24 protein-coding genes are annotated in these 23,943 nt (G+C 37.6%); 3 read left to right on the top strand and 21 right to left on the bottom strand.

The window, feature by feature from the left end; translation table 11 throughout:
* Positions 1-95 precede the first annotated feature (95 nt).
* The 8 genes from IW16_RS14730 to IW16_RS14690 form a co-directional block, all read right to left on the bottom strand.
* Positions 96-1,334, bottom strand: a complete 1,239-nt coding sequence (locus IW16_RS14730) for an amidohydrolase (protein WP_034745697.1) — start codon at positions 1,332-1,334, stop codon at positions 96-98.
* A gap of 81 nt (positions 1,335-1,415) precedes the next feature.
* The gene (locus tag IW16_RS14725; RefSeq protein ID WP_034746305.1) at positions 1,416-2,258 is read right to left on the bottom strand and encodes a helix-turn-helix domain-containing protein; all 843 of its coding nucleotides are present in this window, start codon (positions 2,256-2,258) and stop codon (positions 1,416-1,418) included.
* Between the two features lie 276 nt (positions 2,259-2,534).
* Entirely contained in the window at positions 2,535-3,203 is a 669-nt protein-coding gene (locus IW16_RS14720; protein ID WP_034745694.1) for an ankyrin repeat domain-containing protein, read from the bottom strand.
* A 9-nt stretch (positions 3,204-3,212) separates the two neighbouring features.
* A complete protein-coding gene (locus IW16_RS14715; protein WP_034745690.1) occupies positions 3,213-4,547 on the bottom strand; it encodes an amidohydrolase in 1,335 nt (444 codons plus the stop codon).
* Positions 4,548-4,800: 253 nt separating this feature from the next.
* Positions 4,801-6,084: a glutamate-1-semialdehyde 2,1-aminomutase gene (hemL, locus tag IW16_RS14705; protein ID WP_034745683.1), complete on the bottom strand. Its 1,284-nt coding sequence runs from the start codon at positions 6,082-6,084 to the stop codon at positions 4,801-4,803.
* Between the two features lie 71 nt (positions 6,085-6,155).
* Positions 6,156-7,217, bottom strand: coding sequence for a glucosaminidase domain-containing protein (locus IW16_RS14700; protein ID WP_034745680.1), 1,062 nt, complete (start codon positions 7,215-7,217; stop codon positions 6,156-6,158).
* A gap of 16 nt (positions 7,218-7,233) precedes the next feature.
* Complete coding sequence (locus IW16_RS14695) at positions 7,234-8,142, bottom strand: 1-aminocyclopropane-1-carboxylate deaminase/D-cysteine desulfhydrase (protein ID WP_034745677.1); 909 nt, start codon at positions 8,140-8,142, stop codon at positions 7,234-7,236.
* A 189-nt stretch (positions 8,143-8,331) separates the two neighbouring features.
* Complete coding sequence (locus IW16_RS14690) at positions 8,332-8,658, bottom strand: hypothetical protein (RefSeq protein WP_034745674.1); 327 nt, start codon at positions 8,656-8,658, stop codon at positions 8,332-8,334.
* A 41-nt stretch (positions 8,659-8,699) separates the two neighbouring features.
* On the opposite strand from IW16_RS14690, the gene IW16_RS14685 reads away from it, so the two are divergent.
* The 3 genes from IW16_RS14685 (at position 8,700) to IW16_RS14675 (ending at position 11,389) form a co-directional block, all read left to right on the top strand.
* On the top strand, positions 8,700-8,882 hold the full coding sequence (locus tag IW16_RS14685; RefSeq protein WP_034745671.1) for a DUF5522 domain-containing protein: 183 nt from the start codon (positions 8,700-8,702) through the stop codon (positions 8,880-8,882).
* A 1-nt stretch (position 8,883) separates the two neighbouring features.
* Positions 8,884-9,414, top strand: coding sequence for a DUF4136 domain-containing protein (locus IW16_RS14680; RefSeq protein ID WP_034745668.1), 531 nt, complete (start codon positions 8,884-8,886; stop codon positions 9,412-9,414).
* A gap of 448 nt (positions 9,415-9,862) precedes the next feature.
* Positions 9,863-11,389, top strand: coding sequence for an endonuclease (locus IW16_RS14675; protein ID WP_034745665.1), 1,527 nt, complete (start codon positions 9,863-9,865; stop codon positions 11,387-11,389).
* A gap of 119 nt (positions 11,390-11,508) precedes the next feature.
* Here the strand turns inward: IW16_RS14675 and IW16_RS26660 are convergent, their stop codons facing one another.
* The 13 genes from IW16_RS26660 to IW16_RS14610 form a co-directional block, all read right to left on the bottom strand.
* Positions 11,509-11,892, bottom strand: a complete 384-nt coding sequence (locus IW16_RS26660) for a hypothetical protein (protein ID WP_034745663.1) — start codon at positions 11,890-11,892, stop codon at positions 11,509-11,511.
* Complete coding sequence (locus tag IW16_RS14665) at positions 11,876-12,436, bottom strand: LemA family protein (RefSeq protein WP_034745660.1); 561 nt, start codon at positions 12,434-12,436, stop codon at positions 11,876-11,878. The genes IW16_RS26660 and IW16_RS14665 overlap by 17 nt, the downstream gene beginning before the upstream one ends.
* On the bottom strand, positions 12,436-13,218 hold the full coding sequence (locus IW16_RS25760) for a GIDE domain-containing protein (protein WP_131327903.1): 783 nt from the start codon (positions 13,216-13,218) through the stop codon (positions 12,436-12,438). Before IW16_RS25760 ends, IW16_RS14665 begins: the two co-directional genes overlap by 1 nt.
* 132 nt (positions 13,219-13,350) lie before the next feature.
* Complete coding sequence (locus IW16_RS14655; protein ID WP_034745657.1) at positions 13,351-13,869, bottom strand: hypothetical protein; 519 nt, start codon at positions 13,867-13,869, stop codon at positions 13,351-13,353.
* 101 nt (positions 13,870-13,970) lie between these two features.
* Positions 13,971-14,324 carry a hypothetical protein gene (locus IW16_RS14650; RefSeq protein ID WP_034745654.1) on the bottom strand — a complete coding sequence of 118 codons (354 nt, stop codon included), beginning with the start codon at positions 14,322-14,324 and terminating at the stop codon, positions 13,971-13,973.
* 170 nt (positions 14,325-14,494) lie between these two features.
* Positions 14,495-15,265 carry a hypothetical protein gene (locus IW16_RS14645; protein ID WP_034745651.1) on the bottom strand — a complete coding sequence of 257 codons (771 nt, stop codon included), beginning with the start codon at positions 15,263-15,265 and terminating at the stop codon, positions 14,495-14,497.
* Positions 15,266-15,268: 3 nt separating this feature from the next.
* Positions 15,269-15,856 carry a hypothetical protein gene (locus IW16_RS14640; protein WP_034745648.1) on the bottom strand — a complete coding sequence of 196 codons (588 nt, stop codon included), beginning with the start codon at positions 15,854-15,856 and terminating at the stop codon, positions 15,269-15,271.
* Positions 15,857-15,865: 9 nt separating this feature from the next.
* Positions 15,866-18,661 (bottom strand): OmpA family protein, encoded by a 2,796-nt coding sequence (locus tag IW16_RS14635; RefSeq protein ID WP_034745645.1) that lies wholly within the window; start codon positions 18,659-18,661, stop codon positions 15,866-15,868.
* An 11-nt stretch (positions 18,662-18,672) separates the two neighbouring features.
* Positions 18,673-19,161: a DUF4280 domain-containing protein gene (locus IW16_RS14630; RefSeq protein WP_034745642.1), complete on the bottom strand. Its 489-nt coding sequence runs from the start codon at positions 19,159-19,161 to the stop codon at positions 18,673-18,675.
* A gap of 2 nt (positions 19,162-19,163) precedes the next feature.
* On the bottom strand, positions 19,164-20,210 hold the full coding sequence (locus tag IW16_RS14625) for a hypothetical protein (protein WP_034745639.1): 1,047 nt from the start codon (positions 20,208-20,210) through the stop codon (positions 19,164-19,166).
* A gap of 21 nt (positions 20,211-20,231) precedes the next feature.
* Positions 20,232-21,272: a hypothetical protein gene (locus tag IW16_RS14620; protein ID WP_034745636.1), complete on the bottom strand. Its 1,041-nt coding sequence runs from the start codon at positions 21,270-21,272 to the stop codon at positions 20,232-20,234.
* A gap of 90 nt (positions 21,273-21,362) precedes the next feature.
* Positions 21,363-22,829, bottom strand: coding sequence for a T6SS phospholipase effector Tle1-like catalytic domain-containing protein (locus IW16_RS25755; RefSeq protein ID WP_051890317.1), 1,467 nt, complete (start codon positions 22,827-22,829; stop codon positions 21,363-21,365).
* A gap of 6 nt (positions 22,830-22,835) precedes the next feature.
* Positions 22,836-23,885 (bottom strand): DUF2931 family protein, encoded by a 1,050-nt coding sequence (locus IW16_RS14610; protein WP_034745633.1) that lies wholly within the window; start codon positions 23,883-23,885, stop codon positions 22,836-22,838.
* Positions 23,886-23,943 lie beyond the last annotated feature (58 nt).

The following is a 23,943-nucleotide window of genomic DNA, read 5'->3' as shown; positions in this document are numbered from 1 at the left end:
AATAATCAGTTTTACAATACACCATAGAAAAAGCCATCAGAAAATCCAATGGCCTTATTTACAAAGAACAAGTATATAAAAAATATATATTTCAATTAATGTCTCCAGAACAGATTGCCACTGTCCATCAGGGCTTCTATTTTAGATATTCTGGAAACTGCCTCAGCAGAACACGACGCATCAGCCAATACAATGGATGCTTCGTCACCCTTTTTTGGCCATTGCTGTTTTCCATGATCATCCAGCGGAAGGGTACTTTGAGTGGCAAACTCTAGGGTTCTTGATAACTCAAACTCCGTTTCATATCCGTATAGCTCTGCAATGAGATTGGCTTTCTGAAGCATATTTCCGGATCCGAAAGTACTCCAGTAATCCTGTACGTTATCATTTCCTATGAGGACATCTACTCCATATTTCTTCAACACAGGAATCGGCATAACCGTTCCTCTGAATGGTACAGAAGATGCAATTCCGACTTTTCCTTCAGCGAGTCTTTCCGAAATCCTTTCTGTTTCTATCTTTGAAAGATGCCCCAAAGCGAACGCATGACTTATAAATGTCTTTCCCTGTAGCTGCGGGTTCTCAATCGCCTTATCAATAAGATAATTGATCGTTTTCATTCCTGATTCCCCAGCTTCATGCAGATGAATGTCAATTCCTTTTTTATGATCCAACGCAAGCTGTATGGTAAAGTCAAGTACTTTTTCAATGTTTCCGTCAATACTAAACGGATCAAGTCCTCCGATAAAACCTACACTTTTTAATTGCGCTGCTTCCTTCATTAAAGGGGCTGTATCTGTATAATACAAACCATGCTGGGGAAAAGCAACAAGTTCAGCTTTAAAAGCGTCTTTTTTATGTTCTAATGCTTTTTCCAGATTTTCCAGTGAATTTAAACCTGAAGTAGGATCAATGTTAAAATGGGTCCTTGCGAAGTGGGTTCCATAATGCTGCAAAAGACTGATCAGCTGCTCTGCCCTTTCCACAGATGTTTTTAAAAGTTCAGGAATGATTTCCTGCTCGTAAGCAATCATATCCTTCACTGTTCTCCGCTTTGGCGAAAGTGCCTGCCAGGGAAGTCCATATAATGTTTTATCCAGATGGATATGCATATCTCTGAAAGCGGGAAGCATGAGTAAACCTTTTGCATCCATAGCATCAGAGCCAGGATCGTTAGTTTTTACCGCTTTGATTTTTCCTTCTTCAATTTCTATATTAAAAAGATCAGTTTTTGTCCTGATCACTTCTGCTTCATTGTATTCAAATCCGGTTTCAAGACGGACATTTTTGAGTGAATATGTTCCTTTTGCGACTAATTGATAGGGAAACTGCATGATTTATCTTTTAACAGTACAAAGCTACACCAGCTTTTTTCAGAACCCGTGTATCGATTATGCTTTGTCTTGTACAGATTATTATTTGAACTGAGACGGAGTCATTCCCGTCTGTGCTTTGAAAAATTTAGAAAAACTGGCATGATCATAAAAACCAAGATCATATACAATATCTTTTACAGACATCTCCGAAACTTTTAAAAGACGTTTTGCCTCAAGCAGAATTCTGTCCTGAATAAGTGATGAAGCCGAAGAATTAAGGTTTTTCTTACAGACGATATTTAGATAATTCGCAGAAATATTAAGCTTCTCCGCATAGAATGACACGGATCTCTCTGTCCTGAAATGTTCATCAATAAGCTGTAGAAATTTAGATATAATAGGATTGGAATGATACATTTCAAAATCTTTAAAAACCCCTTCTACCGACTGACTGACCAGCAACCCGATCAGTTCGCTACGCTTCTGGATAACTTCCCAAAATATATTCTTTTCACCCAACTCTTTCTGAATAGCCTGAAATTCATAGAGGAAAATTTCAAAGGTTTCTTTGGAAAGATGAATCACAGGATGATTCTGATAATAAGAAGCTGAAAATCTCAGTGAAGGAAGGAAGCTTTCAAACCAATCTCTGCTGATCATCAGCTGATATCCCACTGTTTCTTTTTCGATTACCCACTGATGCACCTGATCCGGAAAAACAAGGTGGATCTGACGGTCTCCCACTTCATGTTCCGTAAAATCAATTGTGTGGCTTCCTTTTCCGTGTTCAAAAAGATTGATGATAAAAAAATCATGCTTATGAGGTTCATCAATGGAACGTTCTCCATGCAGCTCATTAAACAGCAGGTGACAGCCCTGAAGCTGGTTCTCGCTGAACTCCTGAATTCCTAAAATTGGAAAGTGATCTGTGTGATATCCCACCTGGCTTGATTTTCTCCTAAAATTAGTAAAATTTATATGAGAAATTTGAACTGAAGGAAATATTTTCATTATTGACGGATTCTATTTCTTCAACTACCAAAGAGATATAAGTTTTTAAACACTTAAGTTATATTAAGCATGAAGTTTGAGAAGAAAAGATCCCTTAAGTTATTTTGGAAATCAAAGATTTTCATCAGGTCTAAAAGTATTCGGATCAAAATTCCCTTCCTTTGGCGAAAATTCAAAGAATTTTTGACGGGGTAGTATTTAACACCATCACGATTTCAATATGGCAGCAATTTCCTTAAATCCTAATGACTCCGCATGTTGCAGCGGTGTCTTTCCATGATGATCAGGAATAGAAATATCTGCCCCGTTATCTTTTAGGAGCTGTACAATTTCCTGATACTTCTGTGTTCCATTTCCTAAAATCACGGCTTCCATCAAAGCAGTCCAACCCAGCCGATTGACATGATTAACCGGAAAATCTTTTGTTTTCACCAATACTTTTACTGTTTCTACAAAACCCCGTTCGCAGGCAGGAATCAAAGCAGTGCCATTATAGCGGTTGAAGATATCGAACCGGGCTCCATTTTCAAGAAACAGTTTCACCAGCTCGGTCTGACCGCTTGCTCCGGCATACAAAAAAGGACTGTCCAATTGGTTATCCTGAGCGTTGACATCTGCTTTATATGATACCAGAAGTTTTACCATTTCAACCTGTTTATCAATGGTTGCCATGAGCAGTAGTGACCGTCCTCTTTTATCTTTTGTATTGACGTTTGCGCCATGAGCTAAAGAGGCTTTCACTGCAACTACATCATTCTTTTTTACCAGATCTATCAGGTCTTTCTGCACCATATTCTCTATTTTTTGTCCTTCCGTGGATTCTTTTCCACAGGCACCGAGGTTTCCAAACGCTACAATAAACAGTAAAATTTTCATGGTTATATTTTAATAAACAACATTTCCCTGATGCACCAGTGATTCTACATTTGAAATTCTTGATACCGCTTCTGCAGAGCAGCTTGCATTCACAAGGACAAAGTCAGCCTGATCTCCGGCTTTTGGCCATTGACGGTTTCCTTTATCATCCAGTGGAAGAACATTGGCTGTTGCCAGCTTCAGGCTTCTTGACAATAAAAATTCCGTGGAATATCCATACAGCTGCGCCATAAGATTTGCCTTCTGGAGAACACTCCCGGTCCCGAAAGTATTCCAGTGATCTACAATACTGTCATTCCCTGTCAATATATTTACATTATGCTTGTACAAGATTGGAATCGGCATCACAAGGCTTCCAAAAGGGATGGTAGAAACAATTCCGATCTGAGCTTCCGCCAATTTCTCAGCCATTTCCTCCTGTTTGGTTTTATCCAGTTTCGCTAAGATAAAGCAGTGACTCAGATAGGTTTTTTCTTTTAGTGAAGGATTTTCGTTAACTTTTTTAATAAGATATTCAACTGTATTGAGTCCCGACTCTCCGGTTTCATGAAGATGGATGTCAATTCCTTTATGATGGTCTAACGCCAGCTGAACGGTAAAATCAATTGTTTTCTCAATCGCCCCATCAATGGTAAACGGATCCACACCGCCAATAAAATCAATATCCATCTGAGCTGCTTCCTTCAAATAAGGCACCGAATCCGTATAAAACACCCCATGTTGCGGGAAAGCCACCAACTCGGTTCCGAAACTTTTCTTTTTATTTTCTAATGCCTTCTGAAGGTTTTTTAATGAATTCAGTTTTGAGGTCGGTTCAATATTGACATGGCTTCTTGCAAAAGAAGTTCCTTTTGACTGAAGTAGTTCAATCATTTTCTCTGCTTTGAATGTTGAATTTTTCAGCATTTCGGGAAGCATTTTCTGCTCCAGTGCGATCATTCCTTTTACACCACCCGATCTTTTACTCACGGCTTTCCACTGGTCACCGTAGAATGTTTTATCAAGATGGATATGCATGTCTTTAAAGGCGGGAAGCATCAGCATTCCTTTAGCATCAACAGCTTTGGCATTGGGCTGATTCGGAGCCACATTTTTGATCTTTCCATTTTCGATTTCCACATAAAACAAACCTGTATCAGTAGAAATGGCTTCTCCCTCTTCGTACGTAAAGCCTGTTTCCAGGCGGACGTTCTTAAGGCTTAATTTTCCTTTTGTGGAAATGTTCTGCTTATCGAAAAACGGTGATGCTGCCATAATATTAGGTATTAAAGTAAGCCCAGCCGCTGCCAGTGCTGAATTTCTTATAAAATCTTTGCGGGATATCGTGTGGTCGGAAGTCTTCATGTCCAATCTATTTAATACAAAAATAGAAAGAACAGTGTTGATCAAGGTGTATGGTTTATTACAATCTCTGTATGATTTATTGGATGACTTAATTTGTAGATGGTTTTCTTGAACCACCCCGTCAGAAATCCTGTGAATTTTTGCCTCCCCTCCAGAGGATGAAAATTTAGATTTTTATAAAAATCTTTCTTTTTTGAGCAAAAAAAGAACCGGATTTTAAAACCCGGTCCTATTATATTGTATTTGTTCAATTTTAAGAATATTCAAATTTTCTTACTGCTTCCAGTGTCATATCAATTTCTCTGTCCTTGATGGCATCACTGATGAAATAGGTCTCATAGCCACTAGGTGGAAGGTATATTCCATTTTGAAGCATCTGGTGAAAGAAATTATTAAATAATGAATGATTAGAATCCGCCGCTTCATCAAAATTGGAAACACTGTTGATATGGAAAAACACAGACATCATCGATCCTTTTCTGTTGATCTTGTGGGCAATTCCTTTTTCATTCAGAATTTTTCCAATTCCGAAATCTAATGTTTCAGCTGTTTTATTAATTCTGTTAAAGAATTCGGGATCATTTTTGATGAGCTGTAATGTTTTCAAACCTGCTCTCATCGCCAATGGATTTCCGCTTAATGTTCCAGCCTGATAAACTCCTCCTTTGGGAGCAAGATGATCCATAATTTCGTTTCTTCCTGCAAAGGCTCCTACCGGAAGCCCTCCACCGATTACTTTTCCATAAGTAACAAGATCCGCTTTTACATTATACAGTTCCTGCGCTCCTCCGAAAGCGAGTCTGAAACCGGTCATCACTTCATCAAAAATCAACAAAGCTCCGTTTTCGTCACATATTTTTCTTAAATTCTGAAGGAAATTATTTTCAGGAAGTACACAACCCATATTTCCGGCAACAGGCTCAATAATCACAGCTGCGATTTCGCCCTGGTTATGACGGAACAGATCTTCTACCTGCTCAAAATCGTTGTAGCGTGCAAGAAGCGTATCTTTAGCTGTTCCTTCTGTTACCCCCGGAGAGTTTGGATTTCCGAATGTAGCAGCACCGCTTCCTGCTTTGATCAGGAATGAATCTGAATGACCGTGATAACAGCCTTCAAATTTAACGATCTTATCTCTTTTTGTAAAACCTCTGGCCAGTCTTACCGCGCTCATACAGGCTTCTGTACCGGAAGAAACCATTCTTATCTGGTCGATGTTCGGTACGTTTTCTATAATGAATTTAGCAATTTCTGTTTCCAGTTCTGTAGGTGCTCCAAAGGAAAAGCCTTTTTCTGCCTGTATCTTCAACTCTTCCAGTACTTCAGGATGAGTGTGACCTAAAATAGCAGGCCCCCATGAATTGATGTAGTCAACATAGGTGTTGTCATCTGCATCGGTAAGGTAAGCCCCTTTTGCAGATTTCATGAATACAGGAACACCTCCTACTGATTTGAATGCACGAACGGGAGAATTTACTCCGCCCGGAATGTATTTGTAGGCTTCATCAAATAAAGCCGAACTTCTTTGGTATTTCATATTTTAGTTGAATGTTGAAAGTTTACAGCTTACCACCATAACAATGAGGGCTGGAAAACTTTAACAAAAAATTAGTTTCTGGGTTTTTTGTCAATCAAATAAATTAGCTGTCCAGCAGACGGTTTCTGTCCTTCGTCCATTCTGTTTTTTGCGTATAATTTATTTAATTTGATTCCGAATTTCTGTGCGATATCATGCATATCTTCGCCTGATTCTGCTTTGTAAATCGCTGTATTTCCTGAAGAATTTTTAGATTCAAGAAAGACGATATCGTTTTTCTTCAGAACATCACTTTGGAGTTCATTCCATTTGATGAGTCTGCTTTCGCTTACACGGAATTTATCTGCAATGAATTTAACGTTCGTATCTTCGGGAATAACGATATATCTTAAACCATCGTTCGGATGAGTTTTGATAAGGATTGAATTAAGAATTTCTGCTTTTGTTTTGATCCTTTCCACTCTTTTCTGCTGCTGGGCATAAGAGGTTTGCTTGTAGGGAACTTCCACAGTAACCTGATCTTTAGTTTTCTTACTTACCATTTTTGAAGGTTCCAGCTGCGCCATAAACGTTCTGTCATCTTTCAGATCCGGGTACATTTTGAGAACTGCGTACAACACTTCTTTGGAGCTTGTATCGTCGTACTCATAAAGTCTGTATTTTTCAATTTTACTGATCAGGATCGAAGCATAACGCGGATTCGTTGCATAGCCTGCTTTTTTAAGACCATGTGCCCACGCTTTGTAATCTTTCATATTCAGATTGAAAAGGTTTGCGTAATACTTTCTTGTGGATAAAAATATAGAATGGTCTTCATAAGACTGTCTTGGATCGTCGTAAACCCGAAAACATTCGTTTGGAGCATCATCTGTATGCTTCATGGTTTTTCCGGTCCATTCTTCCTTACATTTTATTCCGAAGTGATTTTTGCCTTCCTGAGCCAGTCTGCTTTGCCCACCTCCGGTCTCTAGGAGACCCTGGGCTAATGTAATAGAAGCCGGAATTTTATATTTTTCCATTTCTTCTACCGCATATTTAGCGAATTTCTGAATGTACTGGTCTTCAGTAGCCCAAGCCTGAGCTGAGAATTTTGATAAAACTAAAAGGCTTACGAATAAGAAAAGTCTTTTCATGTTTTTCAATTTTTACTTATATAATTAAATTTCTATTCTGTTTTTCTAAAAGCTGATTGGCTCCTTCAATCCCCTGCAATCCACCGGTATGAAAGCACAAAATCCTGCTGTTTTCAGGAAAAAAATCTTCATCGATCAGTTCGAAAACTTTCTGCATCATCTTTCCTGTATACACGGGTTCCAAAGGGATCCCGTATTTCTCTTTAAAATCATTGATAAAACGGATGTTTTCATCTTTTATTTTACCATAACCTCCAAAACATGAATCTATTAGATTAAAATTTTGTCTGGAAGTTAATTCTGCTATTTTATTCTCCAGTGAAGTATCGTCAACTACCTTAAATCCTATAACTTTCTGATTTTCTTCACAAAATTTCGCAATTCCGGCAACCGTTCCTCCGGTTCCGACTGCGGTGCAAAGATAATCAAAATCTTTTGTTTGGTTATTCAGCATCATTTTTATGCCTGCTACAGCCTGTTCATTGGTACCTCCCTCAGGAATGATCAGGGCATGCGGAAACTCGTTCTGCAGAAACTCAGTCAATTTTTCCTTGTACCTGTATTCTTCACGGGTAACAAATTTCAGATTCATTCCATTCCTTTTGGCGAAAAGTAAGGTGGGATTATCACGCCATTTATCCTGGAGCTCCTCTCCTCTTATGATTCCCAGGGTCTGAACACCCGATAGGTTTCCGGCAGCAGAAACCGCAGCGATATGATTGGAAAATGCTCCTCCAAAAGTAATAATATACGGATTTTCAGGATTATTTTCCAGATAGGTATTGATATTGTAAAAGAGCTTCCAATATTTGTTTCCTGAGATCTGGGGATGGATAAGGTCTTCTCTCTTGATGAATAGTTTTATATTCTTTTGGAGAGGTATTTCCTGAATGGGAATATTTTCTGCGGGAGCTTTTAATAGCATTTTTAAGGTTTAACTATTATCTGCAAAATTAGTAAAACATTTAGATTTCGTTTACTGTAGATTTCTGATGGATTTTTGTGTATCTATATTTTAGGTTTTTGCTAAAGCTCCGTAATTTGGATTTATATTTTAAAGCGGGTTAAAACACGCTCCTTTTGAGGTTTAGCGAAAATATTAAATCCTTACATGCTACAAATATTTTCTGAAATTCCAGAATTTCCTTTTTTTAAGATAATCGAGATCGCTTTCATGAGCATATGCCTCTCTTTCAAATGAGATTCTTTTGTAAGCCAAATAACCGTCTTTCAATTTGAAAAACCAGTAATAATATTCGATGACATAAAAAATATAGAAGAAAATAATAAGCATTTCCAGCTGCTGCCTTAAATGGATTTTTTCGTGATTGATAAGTACTTTATTTTCCTTATCTTCGGGTTTCCTAATGAAGATAAAGGGAAAGAGTGCAATGCCGTTAATTTTTAATTTTTTTAATGGCTTTTGGCATATAATTATCATACTAACAAATATAAAGTTTTTTTGACTTAGAGATTTAACTTATGGCCCATTATGACATCAAAGAAGGTGAAGACTTCTACTACAATGAACAGGGGTACAAGGTTTTTACAGAAAAATTCCATCTGAAAAGAGGGCATTGCTGTAAAAGCGGCTGCAGACACTGTCCTTACGGGTACGATAAAAAGACGGATACATTCATTAAAAACGATAAAAAAAATAAATAAAATGAAAAAATATATTTTTATTTTGTTAGCAGCGGCTGCATTAGGCCTTACATCGTGCAGTCCTTTTCAGGTACGTTCAGATTATGCAGATACTGCCAATTTTACGACTTATAAGACCTATAAGATCAGAATTGATGATTTGAAACTGAATGATATTGATAAAGACAGAGTTTTGAACGAACTATCGAGACAGCTTCAAAGCAAAGGTCTTCAGTCTGGTGAAAATCCGGACCTGATCATCAATGTAAAAGCTAATCACAAAAAGATTACGGATATCAACAGCAGTGGCTCTCCTTACGGAATGTGGGGATGGGGCGGTCCTTTCGGATGGGGTGTTGGCATGAGCAGAACATGGACCAGCAACTACAACGAAGGAGCAATCATTGTGGACCTCATCGATTCTAAAACAAACAAACTGGTTTGGCAGGGTATCGGAAGCGGAATTTCCGTGGACTCTCCTAAAGCTAAGCAGAGACAGATCCCTGAGATCATGGCTGAGATCATGAAAAATTATCCTCCTCAGAGAAAGTAATATTTATTTAAATCAATTTTATATACAATCCGGTGCAGTCTTCTGTACCGGATTTTTCGTTCAAAAGAATAGAAAGCTTCAATATGTTTTTTCTTGACATTAAACTTTCATGATTTTTTTTTATCTATTCTTTTGTCTTGAAACAAAAGAACGAAAAGTTCAAGACTGGAATATTCCGCTAAAAATTATTTCTATTCTCTAAAAATTCTAAAACTTGCGCGATTTTAATATTTGTTTTCGACGTTCCCGGAATTAATTTTCTTAACGCTCCATCTTCCCAGGTCGATTAGATTTCCCCTCTAAAGAAATTGTCTGCCATTGATATATATTTCCTATGATGCAAAGTAAAATCTGGTCTTCATAAATGGCATGCGGTACATTTCAAAATTAACAGTAATGTAATTTCTTATTCATGAAAATATAGTATTCTTACAGAAATTTTATTAGTATGAAAAAATTGATATTATGTACTGTAATAGCGGGGTTTGCCAATGCCCAAGCTCCTGCGGGGTATTACAATTCGGCCAACGGATTGAGTGGTGCTTCACTTAAAACAGCATTAAGCTCTATTATCACCAACGGACATCTCGACAAAGGTTATAACGGACTGTGGACCGGTTATAAAACAACCGATATTGATAAGAATTACGAAAATGACGGTTCTATTATGGATATTTATTCTGAAAAACCATCAGGTGCTGATCCATACAAATATACACCAGGCACCAACCAATGTGGAACTTATTCTACTGAAGGGAATTGTTATAACAGGGAGCATATCGTTCCTCAGAGTTTATTCAATCAATCTTCTCCGATGGTATCGGATATTCATTTCATCAGAGCTACTGACGGGAAAGTCAATGGGATGAGGAGCAATTATCCTTTTGGAAAGGTAGGTTCAGCAACATTTACTTCTAAAAACGGATCCAAACTGGGAAGTTCTTCGTCTTCAGGATATGCAGGAACTGTTTTTGAACCTATTGACGAATTTAAAGGTGATGTGGCGAGAATGATTTTCTATTTTGTTACGCGTTATCAGAGTAAACTTTCCTCTTTTTCTTCAGGTAATATGCTGGGCAGTTCATCCTTCCCGGGATTACAGACCTGGGAGCTGAATGTTCTTTTGGCGTGGCACAATCAAGATCCTGTTTCTGCTGCGGAGATCGCCAGAAATAATGCTTCTTATAATTATCAGGGAAACAGAAATCCATTCATTGACAATCCTAATTATGTCAATCAGATTTGGGGGTCTTCCAATCCGGGAACTCCTGATCCGGGGACTCCTAACCCAGGTACAGGCTGCATCAATGAAACTTTCGAAGCAATTCCTGCAACCAATGCTTCTTACACAACGAGAACATGGACAGGAAGTGGCATTTCATGGACTGCCACAGATTCAAGAACAGACCAAACTATTAACAGTAAAGCAATTACCGTAAGAAATGGTTCTTTAACTTCGGGAAGCTCATCCAATGGGATCGGATCGTTAACGGTAACCACCCAGCTTAAGTTTTCAGGAAGCAGCGGAACTTTTGATGTAAAGGTCAACGGAACAACAGTAGGAACGGTTCCTTACAATACGAATGCTACAACGACAACAATCAATAATATCAATATCTCTGGAAATGTGATCGTAAGTCTGGTTAACACTTCATCCAGTAATAGAGTGGCTATTGACGATCTTAAATGGACCTGTTATTCAGGGACCTCAAGACAGGCTCAGACAATATCAGCTGACGAGAAGGCAATTCAGGAGCTTCAGGTCTACCCTAACCCAATCTCCGGACAGGAAATTTTCGTAAAGGGTGATACTCAAAAGATTAAAAAAGCCAAAATCTATAATCTTCAGGGGAAAACACTTCAGACATTTAACAGTCCTTTTAAAGATGGAAATTCTATTAAGATCAAAAATCTTGAGCAGGGAATTTATATTTTAAAACTTGATCAGTCTACGCTGAAGTTTATCGTGAAGTAAGCGATTGCAATACAAAAATATGGCCGGCTCACTATTCATGAGCCGGCCTTTTTTATTTTTTGAAACCAGATTTCACAATACTGCTGACCAATAAAAATAAAGTCCGTATTATTGAATGTTTATCTGTGTGATTGGTCTTTTTCTTTGATGATTTTTGACCAATCGGTGAACATTTTGGTAATGGTATTGGTATTAACGATACTAAATGTGAACATTCCTATAAGAATGGCCAGCCAGCAGTAGCCTAATTTAATTCCGTTTTTATCCGTTATAAAGAAAAGGATCAGCATTGCAACGGATCCGAGTACAAATGTAAACATCAGGGTATACAGCAATGCGTGAATGATATACATATTCAGTTTAAGCTTTCTGAAAATCCATCCTATCAATGCTATTGGAATCATGAGTAATAATGGTACAAACATAGCACCGAATATGGCTGCTTCCGGATGAGCGATAAGGTCCTGCTCAAATCCGAAGAAGGTATTAAAACTGAATTTCATGATACTGCTTTTCTGAGTTGGAAATTTCCAGCAGCGTTTTGTCTTTGTAGCCGAACATTTTGGCAAAGATAACGTTGGGAAATTCGTGAATTCCAATATTATAAAGATTGACGCTGTCGTTGAAGAATTCTCTGCGGTCTGCTATTCTGTTTTCCAGTTCCGAAATTCGTTTCTGAAGTTCCAGAAAGTTAGTATTGGATTTAAGTTCAGGATAGTTTTCTGATACGGCAAAGAATGATTTCAGCGCTCTTGAGGTTTCATTGGCAAGACCAGCTTTGTGATTGGAACCGGAAGCGCTGTTGTATGAGGCTCTGAGCTCTGTAAGGTGGGTAAGAATTTCTTTTTCATAATTCATGAAGTGTTGGGCTACCCTTACAAGATTAGGAATTTCATCAGCTCTTTGTTTGAGAACGACATCTATATTGCTGTAGGCCTTTTCTGCATTGAATTTCATCATGACCAACTTGTTATAGAGGTTGATCAGAAAGCTGATCACGGCTATGGTCAGCAGAACAGTCAAAGCAATCGCGGTAGTCTGGTTCATTATTGTATAAGGATGTATATAATGATGATAAGAATTGCTGCACAGGTAAACATGAATGACCGTAACAACGGCTGGTATTTGTTCCACATGGAAATCCCTGTAGAAGAAGTTATTCCAAGGACTCTGTAATGATTATCTTTTCTGATAAAGGGACTTCCGTTATCGGCATCTGCATACCCTACAAGAAGTACTTTCTGTCCGTTTTTCAGGAGAGTTTCTGTGTAACGTTTACTTCCAGTGCTGCTGACATTGGTTTGATCTAAAAGTATCAGCTCAATTCCTTCGGGTACTACTTCTATGATCCCTGTATCATCCTTAATCTGAAAAGGACTGCACCGGGTTTCTCTATGGATTGTGGAGTATGAATTTCTTCCGTCAGAATCTTTATCGATGTCTTCAATGGTATAATAATATCCTATGCATTCTTCACGGTCTACGGGTGATATAAGCGGCTGCTCCATGATCAGCGTTCCTTCCACCTCTACCAATCCCTTAGCCAGAGACTGTATTTTTGAAGTAGGAAGTGCAGCCTGAAGTCTCAGGAAACGTTTAGCTGAAGTTGGCCTGAGCAAAAGTAAAGCTACTGCAATAAAAAATACCAGAGGCAGAATAACAAAGGCGCGTTCTGCATAGCTGTCATAATTTTTAGAAATTTCATAAAGAAAGGAATGCAGAGGCATTTTTTCTTTGAAGATGAGCCATAGAATAAAATAGAGAAAACAGAATAACATAACTCCTATTATTATATAACCTGTCTTTGAAATTTTACTTTTGTTCTCCATTTTTTTTATGTACTGAGCTCCCTTTTTTATGATGGTATTGATGCTCTCAATTTTCAAAAATACGTTTTTCCCATTAAAAATGAAATACAGTAAATGTGGGTTTTCAACTTTATTTTTTCATTACAGAAACCTCTAAATCCCTTTATCTCTATGATAAATATCTTCAACGGTTTTGTTATATCTGTCAAAAACCATCTCCCATTTAAAGTCTGTTGTTTTTTCAGGTTTCCAGTGTTCTTTTATTTCAATGCTGTTTGCTTTTCGGGTTTCAGTTCTATTGATTAAAATACCTTTCCTTCTGTCTCTGTCAAGATCAACGTTCTTTACATTTTCAAGATACCGGCTTATATTAATTATAAAGACAGAAAAATCTCTATTCCATTCATCAGATATTCTGATTTTTCTTTTTTTCTTATTTTTTATCCGGAACGTCCATCGGTTCAGCCACCAGGCATTTTCTTTTAATCTTATTACAGGGGGCCGATTGAGGTATATAATAAATTCTGAATGATCTTTATACAGGATTTCCGGGCCATAAATAATGGTATCTATTGAATTCCAGGAGATAAAATGAGTCTCATCTAAAATTGGAATATCCAAGGTGAATCCCTCATCGTTAAATGATATTTTTCTTAATCTATGATGATTCATGGGTACAGTTGTTTCTCCAATTCAAGCTAAAAATCTGGGACGTAAGGCAGAGAAAGGCTTTGCCATTCGTCTTAGTCAGTCTTACCTAAACTATTTACATTCTATTTAGTTTTGATGTATTTATTCTCAATCCCCTCATACAGAATGGTCAAAGTATCATCTTTAATGGTGTAGGTACATTCGTTTTTTTCTGTGGTGCCTTTATCTACGCTTATTATTTTATCATTTTGTATTTCAAAACTTGATTCTATGGTGTTCTGCATTTTTCCTTCTCCCATATGCTGAAGAAATTTACCGTCTTTAGTAAATTCCAAAACAATCTTTTCCATGGAGCTTCCGGTTTTTAAATCTTTAAGAGAGCCGTCCCACTTACCAATAAGTCTGGCATCTTTCTTTTTTTGAGAATTACAGCTTAGAGCTAAAAAACAACCTAAAATAATTAAAATTTGTTTCATTTAATATCTATTTAATATAAAAAACAAAATTATATTTTTTGATCAATAATCAGGAAAAAATTATTACCCTAATATTTGTTTTATCAATACCCGTTTACAGATAAGAAAAAAAGCTGATCCAAAAGGTATTTGAAAGCAGCTTTATATCATTCTAAATATCAGAAGATGTTTTAAATCGCCTCGAATTCATCTTTCCCCTCTGGAATATAAAATGTTATCGGTAAAACCAATTCCTCTTCGGTTTTGGCATTTTCAAGACGTAAGGCAGACATCATGTCGGTCCGTTTCAGAGCGGCAAGCTTTCCGTATGCTGAATACTCTACATAGACATCATCTGTAAGCTCCTGTACTTTAAATCCGTTCTTCATATCGGAAATCACACCTCCCATTCTGCTTTCGGCCTGTTGTTGCCCCAGGTACATGGCTAAAGCATTATTGGTTTCTCTTTTCTGATATTGAGAAATAAATGCGTTATAATTACCTGCGCTGATCAGCCTGATCATTTCATTATACTTTTTGATCAGCTTTTCTTTAACGTCAAATTTTACATTTTTCAGATCCTTTCCTTTCTGCCATGCATCCAACGTATAGGGTACCTCAGCACTGAATGTGCTTTGATGACCTATAAAGGGAATATTTTTGTCCGGCTTTTTGGTAAAATATTCTTCAAACTGCCTGACAAAAACATATTCTCCTGAAGCCATATCATACATATTGACCCTGTATCTGATGTAGGAATCATCATGCATTTCTTTTTGGCCGGTCATGGGTAATCCCTTAACTTCAATGGTTTGTTTACCACTTTCTAAGATAAGATGATTAACCGGAAAGTCTGATCTGGTCTCCCCTTCTATACTCATTGAGATCAGTTCCACATCATTTATTTTGATCTGAAAAGAACACATGACCGCACTAAAGTCTATTTCGTAATAAGGCTTCATTTTTTATTTTTTTGGATAGGCAAGGTTAAAACTGTCGAGGATTGAGAAAACACCGGCGTCAGAAGAATTATCTACTTTCGTTCCCTTCTTTACCACAACCAGTTTGGTGCTGGTATATTTCGCATTTTCCCGTGTTGATTCCTGAGTTTGCGTTACAAATATCCATTTATTTTTGGATGCTGCATCCCAAAAATAAGCGAGTCCTGTTTTATCAGTCTGTCTTTTTTCCGGACTTCCATATGTTTTGGTGAGGTAGCCAATGGTCTTTTTTCCTTCATCTTCTTTGGCCAGATTCAGGACAAATCCCAGATAATTGTTATTCTGGTAGGTGTTTACAAAAACTGCGAGATTATTGTTTGAATAGTCATATCCATTTGGAACTGTATATGCAGAAAAAGTAGCTGAACCCAGCTTATAATTTTGAATGTCGGCCTGTCTGTAGGATAACAAACCATAAGTGGCTTCTGTTTCCTTCTCTCCTTTCACCATATTTTCCGGTACTTTTTCATCAAACTTTAAAGTTTCCAGATCGGTTTGCCCATTGCATGATACAATAGCTAAAAAGCTAAATAATAAAATAAGATTCTTCATTGTATAGTATTAATCATTTTTAATTATCGGAATGTTTGCATCCATTCCAAAGTACGATTCTAATTCCTTTATGACGTCAAAAGGAGGGATTACATTTTTATATTCACCTTTTGCAATTTCATATTTTCCGTTTCTGCTTTCTTCTACTTTATGTTTATTTTTTGCAATTTTAATAGCCAGACCAACGCTTATGGTGACAAGATACTGAGCATCAAGTCCGTCAAACCCTAAGGCCGGCCGGTAATAAAGTCCCTTTTCGTCATAGTTGATTCCATGTCCAAAAGTTACTGAAGCACTTCCTGATGCGGATGCCTCAAAGTAAGCTTCCGCTTTGATGATGGCTAATGAAACCTCACCCTGAATTTTAACACCTACTTTTAATTCTACTTTAAGTTTACTTTTAGCTGAAATTTTAAAATCAGAATCTTTCAGTTTTCCGGCAGTATTAAACTTAAATTCAGATTCCACTTCTATAATACTTGAAATGATAAGGTCCATAAAGATATCAACCGAAGCTTTAAAACCTGCATTATCATTGCCTACATCAATTCCGGATTTCAGTTTTCCCTGAATTTCCTGATACAGTCTTGTAACTCCCGGTGCTGCAGTACCTCCGCTGACTGCCCCTGAAATTCCAAATACAAGCGCCCCCAAGAGATCCACGGTCATTTCTAACCCGATCAGTGGACTAGCTTTTAATCCTATAGCCACTTCTGTGCCGAGGATCTTATTATTGTCTTTCGGATGTTTTAAAAGCCAGTTACCGGACAGCTCTAAATTGGGAGGTTTAACGGCAAAACTTACCGGAATCCCTTTTGGTGAAATCGACCGTACCTTTCCTTTAGCCTGGCTGGTAATTCCATCTGATACGGCTCCAATAGAAGCAAAAGTATCGTATATCTTTTTAAACTTGGTTTCGTATTCGTATTTAAATTCGTCTTCCTGTTTATCGTTATTCCATTTTGCTTTAAGGCTGAATCCCAACGAAGCATCTTTCTGCTTCCATCTTTTTTCGGCCCCCATTTTACCGGCTCTTTTCTGCAGTTCTTTATGCTCATGCGGATCCATGTTCATCCATGTTACACTGAGGTCATTGGTAAGATTGAGTGTAAAGCTTAGTGTCCATTTGATGTCCGGATAGACTTTCATCAATACTGTAGTCCTTTTTTCGTTGCTGTAATACCTGCAGCTGTGCACATGAAGATGAAACTGGTTTGGATTGGTACCGGCCGGCCATAAATATCTTACAGGAAGTGCAGTGAACTGAGACAGATCGGAATATACTGAATAATTGAAAGAGGGTGTCGTAAAGACTTTTTTTGTATCCCCTGCATCGATCGCCTGTCCTACATCCACTACATAAATTTCTTTTTTATGCTTATGCTTGCTGTCGCGGAAACAGATCTTGGTATCAAAACCTATGACATCCACTGTAAGTTCTTTCTTGTCAGAAATACTGGGAGCCACCAATTCGTACATAATGGTTTGTGCATCATGAGCATTGAATACGAAAGAAATATCTACTCTTCTGTTATTTTCATATTCTTTTTCATCTTTGTACTTGATGTTATCCCTTCCCATTTTATCATCGGTAGGGTCCACTTCTCCTTTTCCTGTAGAAATAATTCTCTGCGGGTCGAGCCCTCCGTCGGCAAAAAATTTCTTTACAATATCTGATCTTTTCTGGGAAAGTCCTTTATTATAATTCTCTTTTCCTATGACACAGGCATAACCACTCAGGTTGATGGTGGAGTCTTTATGCTCCAGAAGAAATTTCAGTACATTATTGAGTATGGCTTCCCCATCTTTGTCAATGACCGTAGAATCAAATTTGTAAAAGATAGTTCTCTGAATATGCTCCTGCAAAGGACCAGTTTTAAGCTGTTTCAGCCCGTCACCATTATTAAAGAGCAAAGCTGTTGTGTTTTCTGCTTTACCGTCTTTTACCTCTGGCTCTGTAATATTGATCACTTCAAATTTACAGGGTTCATACCTTACAGCACTTACATCCGGTTTATAAACCTTTGTAGGGGTTTGGTTTTTGCTGACATTGGCATTGGTGGTAACGACCTTATTTTTAACGTTCAGATAAATCGCATGAAGGTCATCACCCCGGTCGTCTTTGATATATTTTTTAGATGCTGAATCTTTTACTTTAATATAAAATTCTTCTACATTCTGTATATTTTCTACATGAGCCATCCATGAATAGGTATTCTCTATCTTCAGATTGACTTCCCCGTCTATGACCTGTACGTTGGTATACACATGGATCGGCTTATCTTCTCTGGCATACTGCTGATTCCAAACTTCAATAATGACGTTATTTCCATTGAGCCCTTCCGTTATCAGGTTAAGATAGACAATGTGACCGTAGGAAATATAATTGACTTTATTCTGATTTTTAATACTGACTTTGCTTCCCCGCTGAGTGGTCCACTTACTGCTTACAATTTTAGGTTCACACCAGCCTTTTACATAGAGCCCCGTATTGTTTTTCGGATCTCTTTTGCCGGATAGGCTGGCTTCGATATAATAGTGGTAGCTCCCACAAAACTGTTTGGATATCAAAAATTTATATCCCCCTTTTGAAGGTGCCTGGTTAATGATAATTTTTTTGTCATTGGTTTGCCTCATCCAGATAATCTCCTTCTTCTTATCTTCAGCGGTAGTGTCGGGCAGCCATTCTTCAACGCCAAAATAAACCCATTGATCAGGTTTCAGAGTAACCCTCTGACCTTTAACCGACATATCGGGATAATAAAGTCCTTTTGTAATCTGTATTTTTTTTACACCTTTAGCCATTTCTCTGTCGTTTAGATTACACCATCCTGCCCACCATAAGCAGGTTGCTCATTATACATTTCCTTTGCATCCACCAGAGGATTGATCTGCTGCTGCACATCTTTATCTGCATTTTTAAAATTCTGCGGACTGCCTTCCGTTCTCTGTCCGTGGTCTATAATTTCAATACAGGGTGTTCCCGCAACAGCACAGATGGCTTTACTTGTTTCCAAAACAATATACCCTCCGTTACTGAGCTGTACTTTTTCATAATAATCTTTCCACTCGGTAACCATAATTTTGCATGGAGGTGGTGGAACGCCCATTTTTACACAGTTCCCAAATGTATTTTTCTCGAATGTGGCAGCACCCAGCTCCTTCGTTGTCACGATAAGCTTTTTGGAGGCATCTTTATCATTAGCGTATTCTTTCTGGTGTGAGAGCACTTTAAGTTTGTCCGGAACCTGTCCGAACTGGCATTTGCACATAGCACCCTGCACTACAATATGTTTTTCTGCCATGTTTAAAATTCTTTATTGGATATTACTAGTCGTGTTAAATATTCATTCCCAAATTCAAGACGGACAAAAGAGGTATTCATCTTGAAAGTAACGACTGTTAATGCTTTTGATGAGTTTTCATCTGTATCTACTGTTGTCTGATAAAGCTGAGCATTGTATCTGGCAAATTTCTGCTTACATTCAGAGGGTGAACTATCATTAAATGCCAGGCCATGCGGCAATCCTGAAACAATATTCTCCCCATAATACTGAATGGCATAATACTCTTCTCCGCTATTCATATGAGCATAAATCATATTAAAATCATCAAAATCCCAGTTGGAATATTTTTCATTTTTACAGTCTTTACATTCCAATTGAGTAGGTTTTACCTGTAAAAGTTTGGTGAAAGTATCTGATGCAGCAGGCAATGCTATAAACTGTTTCTTGCTGAACAGGTTCTGTAATTTTTTAGAGACTGTTTTCTTTTGTGGCTTTACTGCTTCAGAAGGTAGGGGTTCAGTGGTTGAATAGGCTTGTGTTGAAGCATCTGCAACGTATACGCTGTCTGTTTCTTCCACATCATTTGAAGGCGCTTCTGGTTTATATTTTAAAAGAAACTCTTTGATCTCTTTCTCTAATTTACCTGTGGATTTGCTAAGTTTTGTATCTACTTCTTTTTTTGACCAGCTGTCAGGAATTATCTGCTCAAGAAAAATGGTGGCTTTGGTACTTTTTGAAGAGATCTTTTTCAAATTAACCTTCCAAACTGCCTGCTGAATAAACTGCTTGGGTTTTGAGCCACTTTTTAAAGCTAAATCCAGATAAGGATTTTTGCTGCCAGCATCGTACTTCAGATTGTAGAGATCAACAGTCGTTGAGAAATCGCTGTCAGATGCAGCTGCGTCTTTGGCTTCATCTTTTGTGAAGTCATTCTGGAAATGAAAAATCGAGTTTTGTAAGGTCTCTATATCTTTCGGGATATTAAATTCAGCTTTCTGCCCGAAATACAGGCTAAAGCTTAGTATAAAAACAAGTAGGGAAAGTTTATGATTGGTTTTAATTTTCATGTTGTTACGTTTTTTTTTCAATTAGTCTGTCAGAGCCGCAATGACTACTGATATTTTCTTTTTCTTTTCAAGGTCTATATCACATTCTAAGTACAATGATTCTGACAGCAAAGTTTCTCCGTTCAGATAATATGCCAATCTGAAGTTTCCTCCATGATTCATTACCGGGCTGTCTTCAATGATGAATGAAAAGGGTGCCCCATTAATGAAATCATACACACTTCTTTCATCATTTAATCTTCCTTCTCCATCAATGTAAACGAGATTGTATTCATCTTTCAGTGGATCGATTTCTAATTTTATTTCATATTTCGGTTCTACCGGATTATTCACAACAGGGAAACTTTCCGATATTTCTGTTTGGTAATTTTGCCCGAAGCTCTGATAAATTCCGAAAAATAGAGTTCGGATGAAGTAATCATTTTTAAGATAAAGAATGATCGCATCAGGTTCATTTATTACTTTTTCTATTTTTTCACAGTAGCTGTCCACTGTTTCTCCTTCAAACTCTTTGTAAACCTCATCTTTTACGGCGTTCCATCTTTGCTTAAATACCTCAAGATTTTCTACTGTATTCAATTTCCCCTGTTCATCTACACTGATCTGTAATGGATACAAAACCTTAGAGGTTTTATAGGCCAGAAGGTCTGCAATCTCATTCACTTCTTCTTCGTTGAGATAAAGACTGGAAGTTCTGTCTATTTCAAAAAAGTGAAGTTTATTTTCTGTCTTCAGCCATCGTACTGAAGTTTCATATTTCAGTTCATTTTTATGATCGCTGTTCTCCATAGTAATAGCCACTCCATACCTGTACATTGATTTTTCGGGTTGGAAAACAATAGTGTTTTTTCCTGCGAATTTTACCAATCTGCTTTTGTCCGTCACTGCGGTTCTGGGAAGAAATAATTCCTTTTGAGCCGTAAGATCAATCAGGATCATGTCTTTGACATTGCAGTGGTTATTGTGAAATAACTTTAAAGCATCTGTATCCAGGCTGTACAGTGAGGCTATACTTTTCAAGTTCTCTCCTTTCTGAACGGTATGTATGTTAAATTTCTGCATAAAAATGATCCGGCTACTCTATTCTCCGTCGATTATTTTATTTAATATTCAGTACATCAATGACCAACAGGGCAATACCCAACACGATCATTAGTGTATCACTCTTTTTCTGTCTGATCTAGGATCCATTCCTATCGCATATCGGTCTGCAGACCAATGCAGGTATTTATTTCTTAATGTTCTAAGATCCTTCTGTTCATCAACTTCTTTTAAGTAGTTGGGGTTCTTCTCATTTCCTCTATATTTTTTATCTATATCCGTAAACCATTTAAAGTCATAGGGTGCTCCGTTTCCAAATACATAATTTCTCAGTTTAGTTTCAACACGGACCAGTAAAGCATCTTTGGAAAAATCGTAAGCCTTATTCACTTTTGAAAGCGATATTTGAGTACACTTTGCAGTATTGGCTTTTTCGGTCATAAACTTCAATGGAATAAAGCTGTAGGTCTGTAAAAGCTGTCGCTTTCCGGTCAATGCCCAATACATATTCCCCCCTATATAGGAAAGTTGATCTCTCTTGTACCATCCTTCTGCGACAAGTCTGTCTTCCAATGGTTTGAGATCATTTTTATTGGTCCAGTCTGTTTCTATTTCTCTTACCCATTCTCTTTCTGAAAGGTAGCTTCCACCAATATCAGAATGCACTCCGGGAAATGTTTTTTCTATTCCAAAATATACAGGGACCTGTTTTTTCCCCTTCGCATCTTTATCATAAGCAACATTTGTGAGGTCAAAATTTTCCCTATGCTCATCAGCTGCAATAAAATGGATTATATTTTTTGCAGAAGTAATGTCATCCAGATGCAGTTCTTCAATATCGTTGCTGAAATTTGGTTTTACAGAGAAATTGGGATGATGAGAAGACACGGTATCATATATTCCTAAAAAGCGGACCACAATTCTTTCCACTTTAATTCCTGCTTCACCCAGTTTTAGTCCCAAATGTCCTTTTGGAGGCAGCTCTTTCAGGGGTACATCTTTTCCGTCATCATCACGATAAATAGTAACATTTACATTTCGCTTACTGTAGGTTGTGCTTTTGGCTTTATACTTTTGTTTGCTGATTTCATAAACAAAATTACGTGCCGCTGCCGCTCCTCTGCTGAAGCCGAAAACGTCAAGCGTAAGTACTCCAACAGTATCTTTATTGCCCAGTTTTTTCTTTATCCCTGCTACAATTTCTTCACATCCTTTACGTACTTTACTACGGATCCCTGACTCCCCGCTTCCAAAAGCGAAGCCATCACTGGAATCTTCCTGATAATCTTCGGTTCCTATACCTTCTATGTAAATCTGATATCCTTTTTCGCTGCATTCGGACATACGGGCCACATTGCTCCAATCGTTATCATAACTGGTATCTTCTTTTTCGCTCAGCTGTTTTTTAGTCCATGTCTTAATACCGTTTTTCTTATAGATCTGCGTATTGTTTTCTCTTTCTTTGGTATTCACTTTATTATTAAGAGTACCATCGAAAAAAACGCCAAAAACAATGTCTACAGCTTCATCAACCTCTTCTTTGGGTGGTGAATAGCTTCCAAAAGTGATATTTGCCATTGCTTTTTATTTCTTTAGTTTAACGTATTTATCCATTTGCGTTATCGGATATTGCTTTTTGTCCTGTTCAGCATATACTTTTACATCTTGATTATTACTTACATCAACAACAAGATCAATCGGAGCCTCCTTATCCAGTTTTTCTTTAAACAGTTTATATATTTCTGTTTTATCAAAATCCAGCGGCAGGAAGGTCCCATTATAGATCTTATTGGCCTCCATGATATATTGATTATTTCCTGTGAAGACTATTTGAGAACTATATTTTTTTCCGTCTTTATCTTTCCACTGGAAATAGAAAAGATAGGGCACTGCTCTTTTTTTATTGGGCACAACCGGATCAGAATTATCTTCCAATGTTCCTTCTTCTTCACCATTGCACATTTTAAAATTTCTTCGTTCAAGTGTACTTCCCGCCGGAAGAATAACTTTAGGGCCCCAATTAAACTTTTCTCTGAAACTATCATAAATTCCCGGGTCTGGATACCCCTCTTCCTTTATCTTTTTATATACTGCATCATCCGTTAACCCTCCACTCGCTTTATCTTTCAACATATCTTCCCTGTAACTGGGCTCAAATACGTATTTAAATTTATCATAAGCTTCCTCCTTTGTAATCTTTATTTCTTTTCCCTGAAAGGATCCTACTTCCACCTGATGACCGGCACCAGACAGCCATAGTACCAATCTTCCTTTTGGAGCCAGTCCTACAATAAAAGTATCATAAGTTCCTTTTTTGACGGAATCAAAATAGGTCTGTGAAAATCCTTCCTTAAAAAGCCGGGCTATCTTTTCTTTATCCAGTTCCCAGTGTCCGGCATAAAATTTATCTTCTACGAGAGAATACCAGGTGAATTCTAAGGTGTGAGGGACGCCAACCAGCTTGTCTGCTCCACCTCCGGAGCCTCCGTCATTCCCCCATCCCTGATTGATATTCCCCCAGATATCACTAAACGGAAATTGATAATCATCAGCAATGATCTGTCCGTAATAAGCCTGCATCTGATATTCTTTAGGAGCGGACAATGTTCCTTTCCACTTATATTTTTCTTCCATTTTTTTATTTTGACAACTTATTAACGAGAAACTGCAAACAACAAAAAGAATCAGAACT

Source organism: Chryseobacterium vrystaatense, from assembly GCF_000737765.1.
GTDB classification, from domain to species: domain Bacteria; phylum Bacteroidota; class Bacteroidia; order Flavobacteriales; family Weeksellaceae; genus Chryseobacterium; species Chryseobacterium vrystaatense.
Note: the sequence above shows the minus strand (reverse complement) of the source record. Positions and strands in the feature narration are given on the sequence as shown.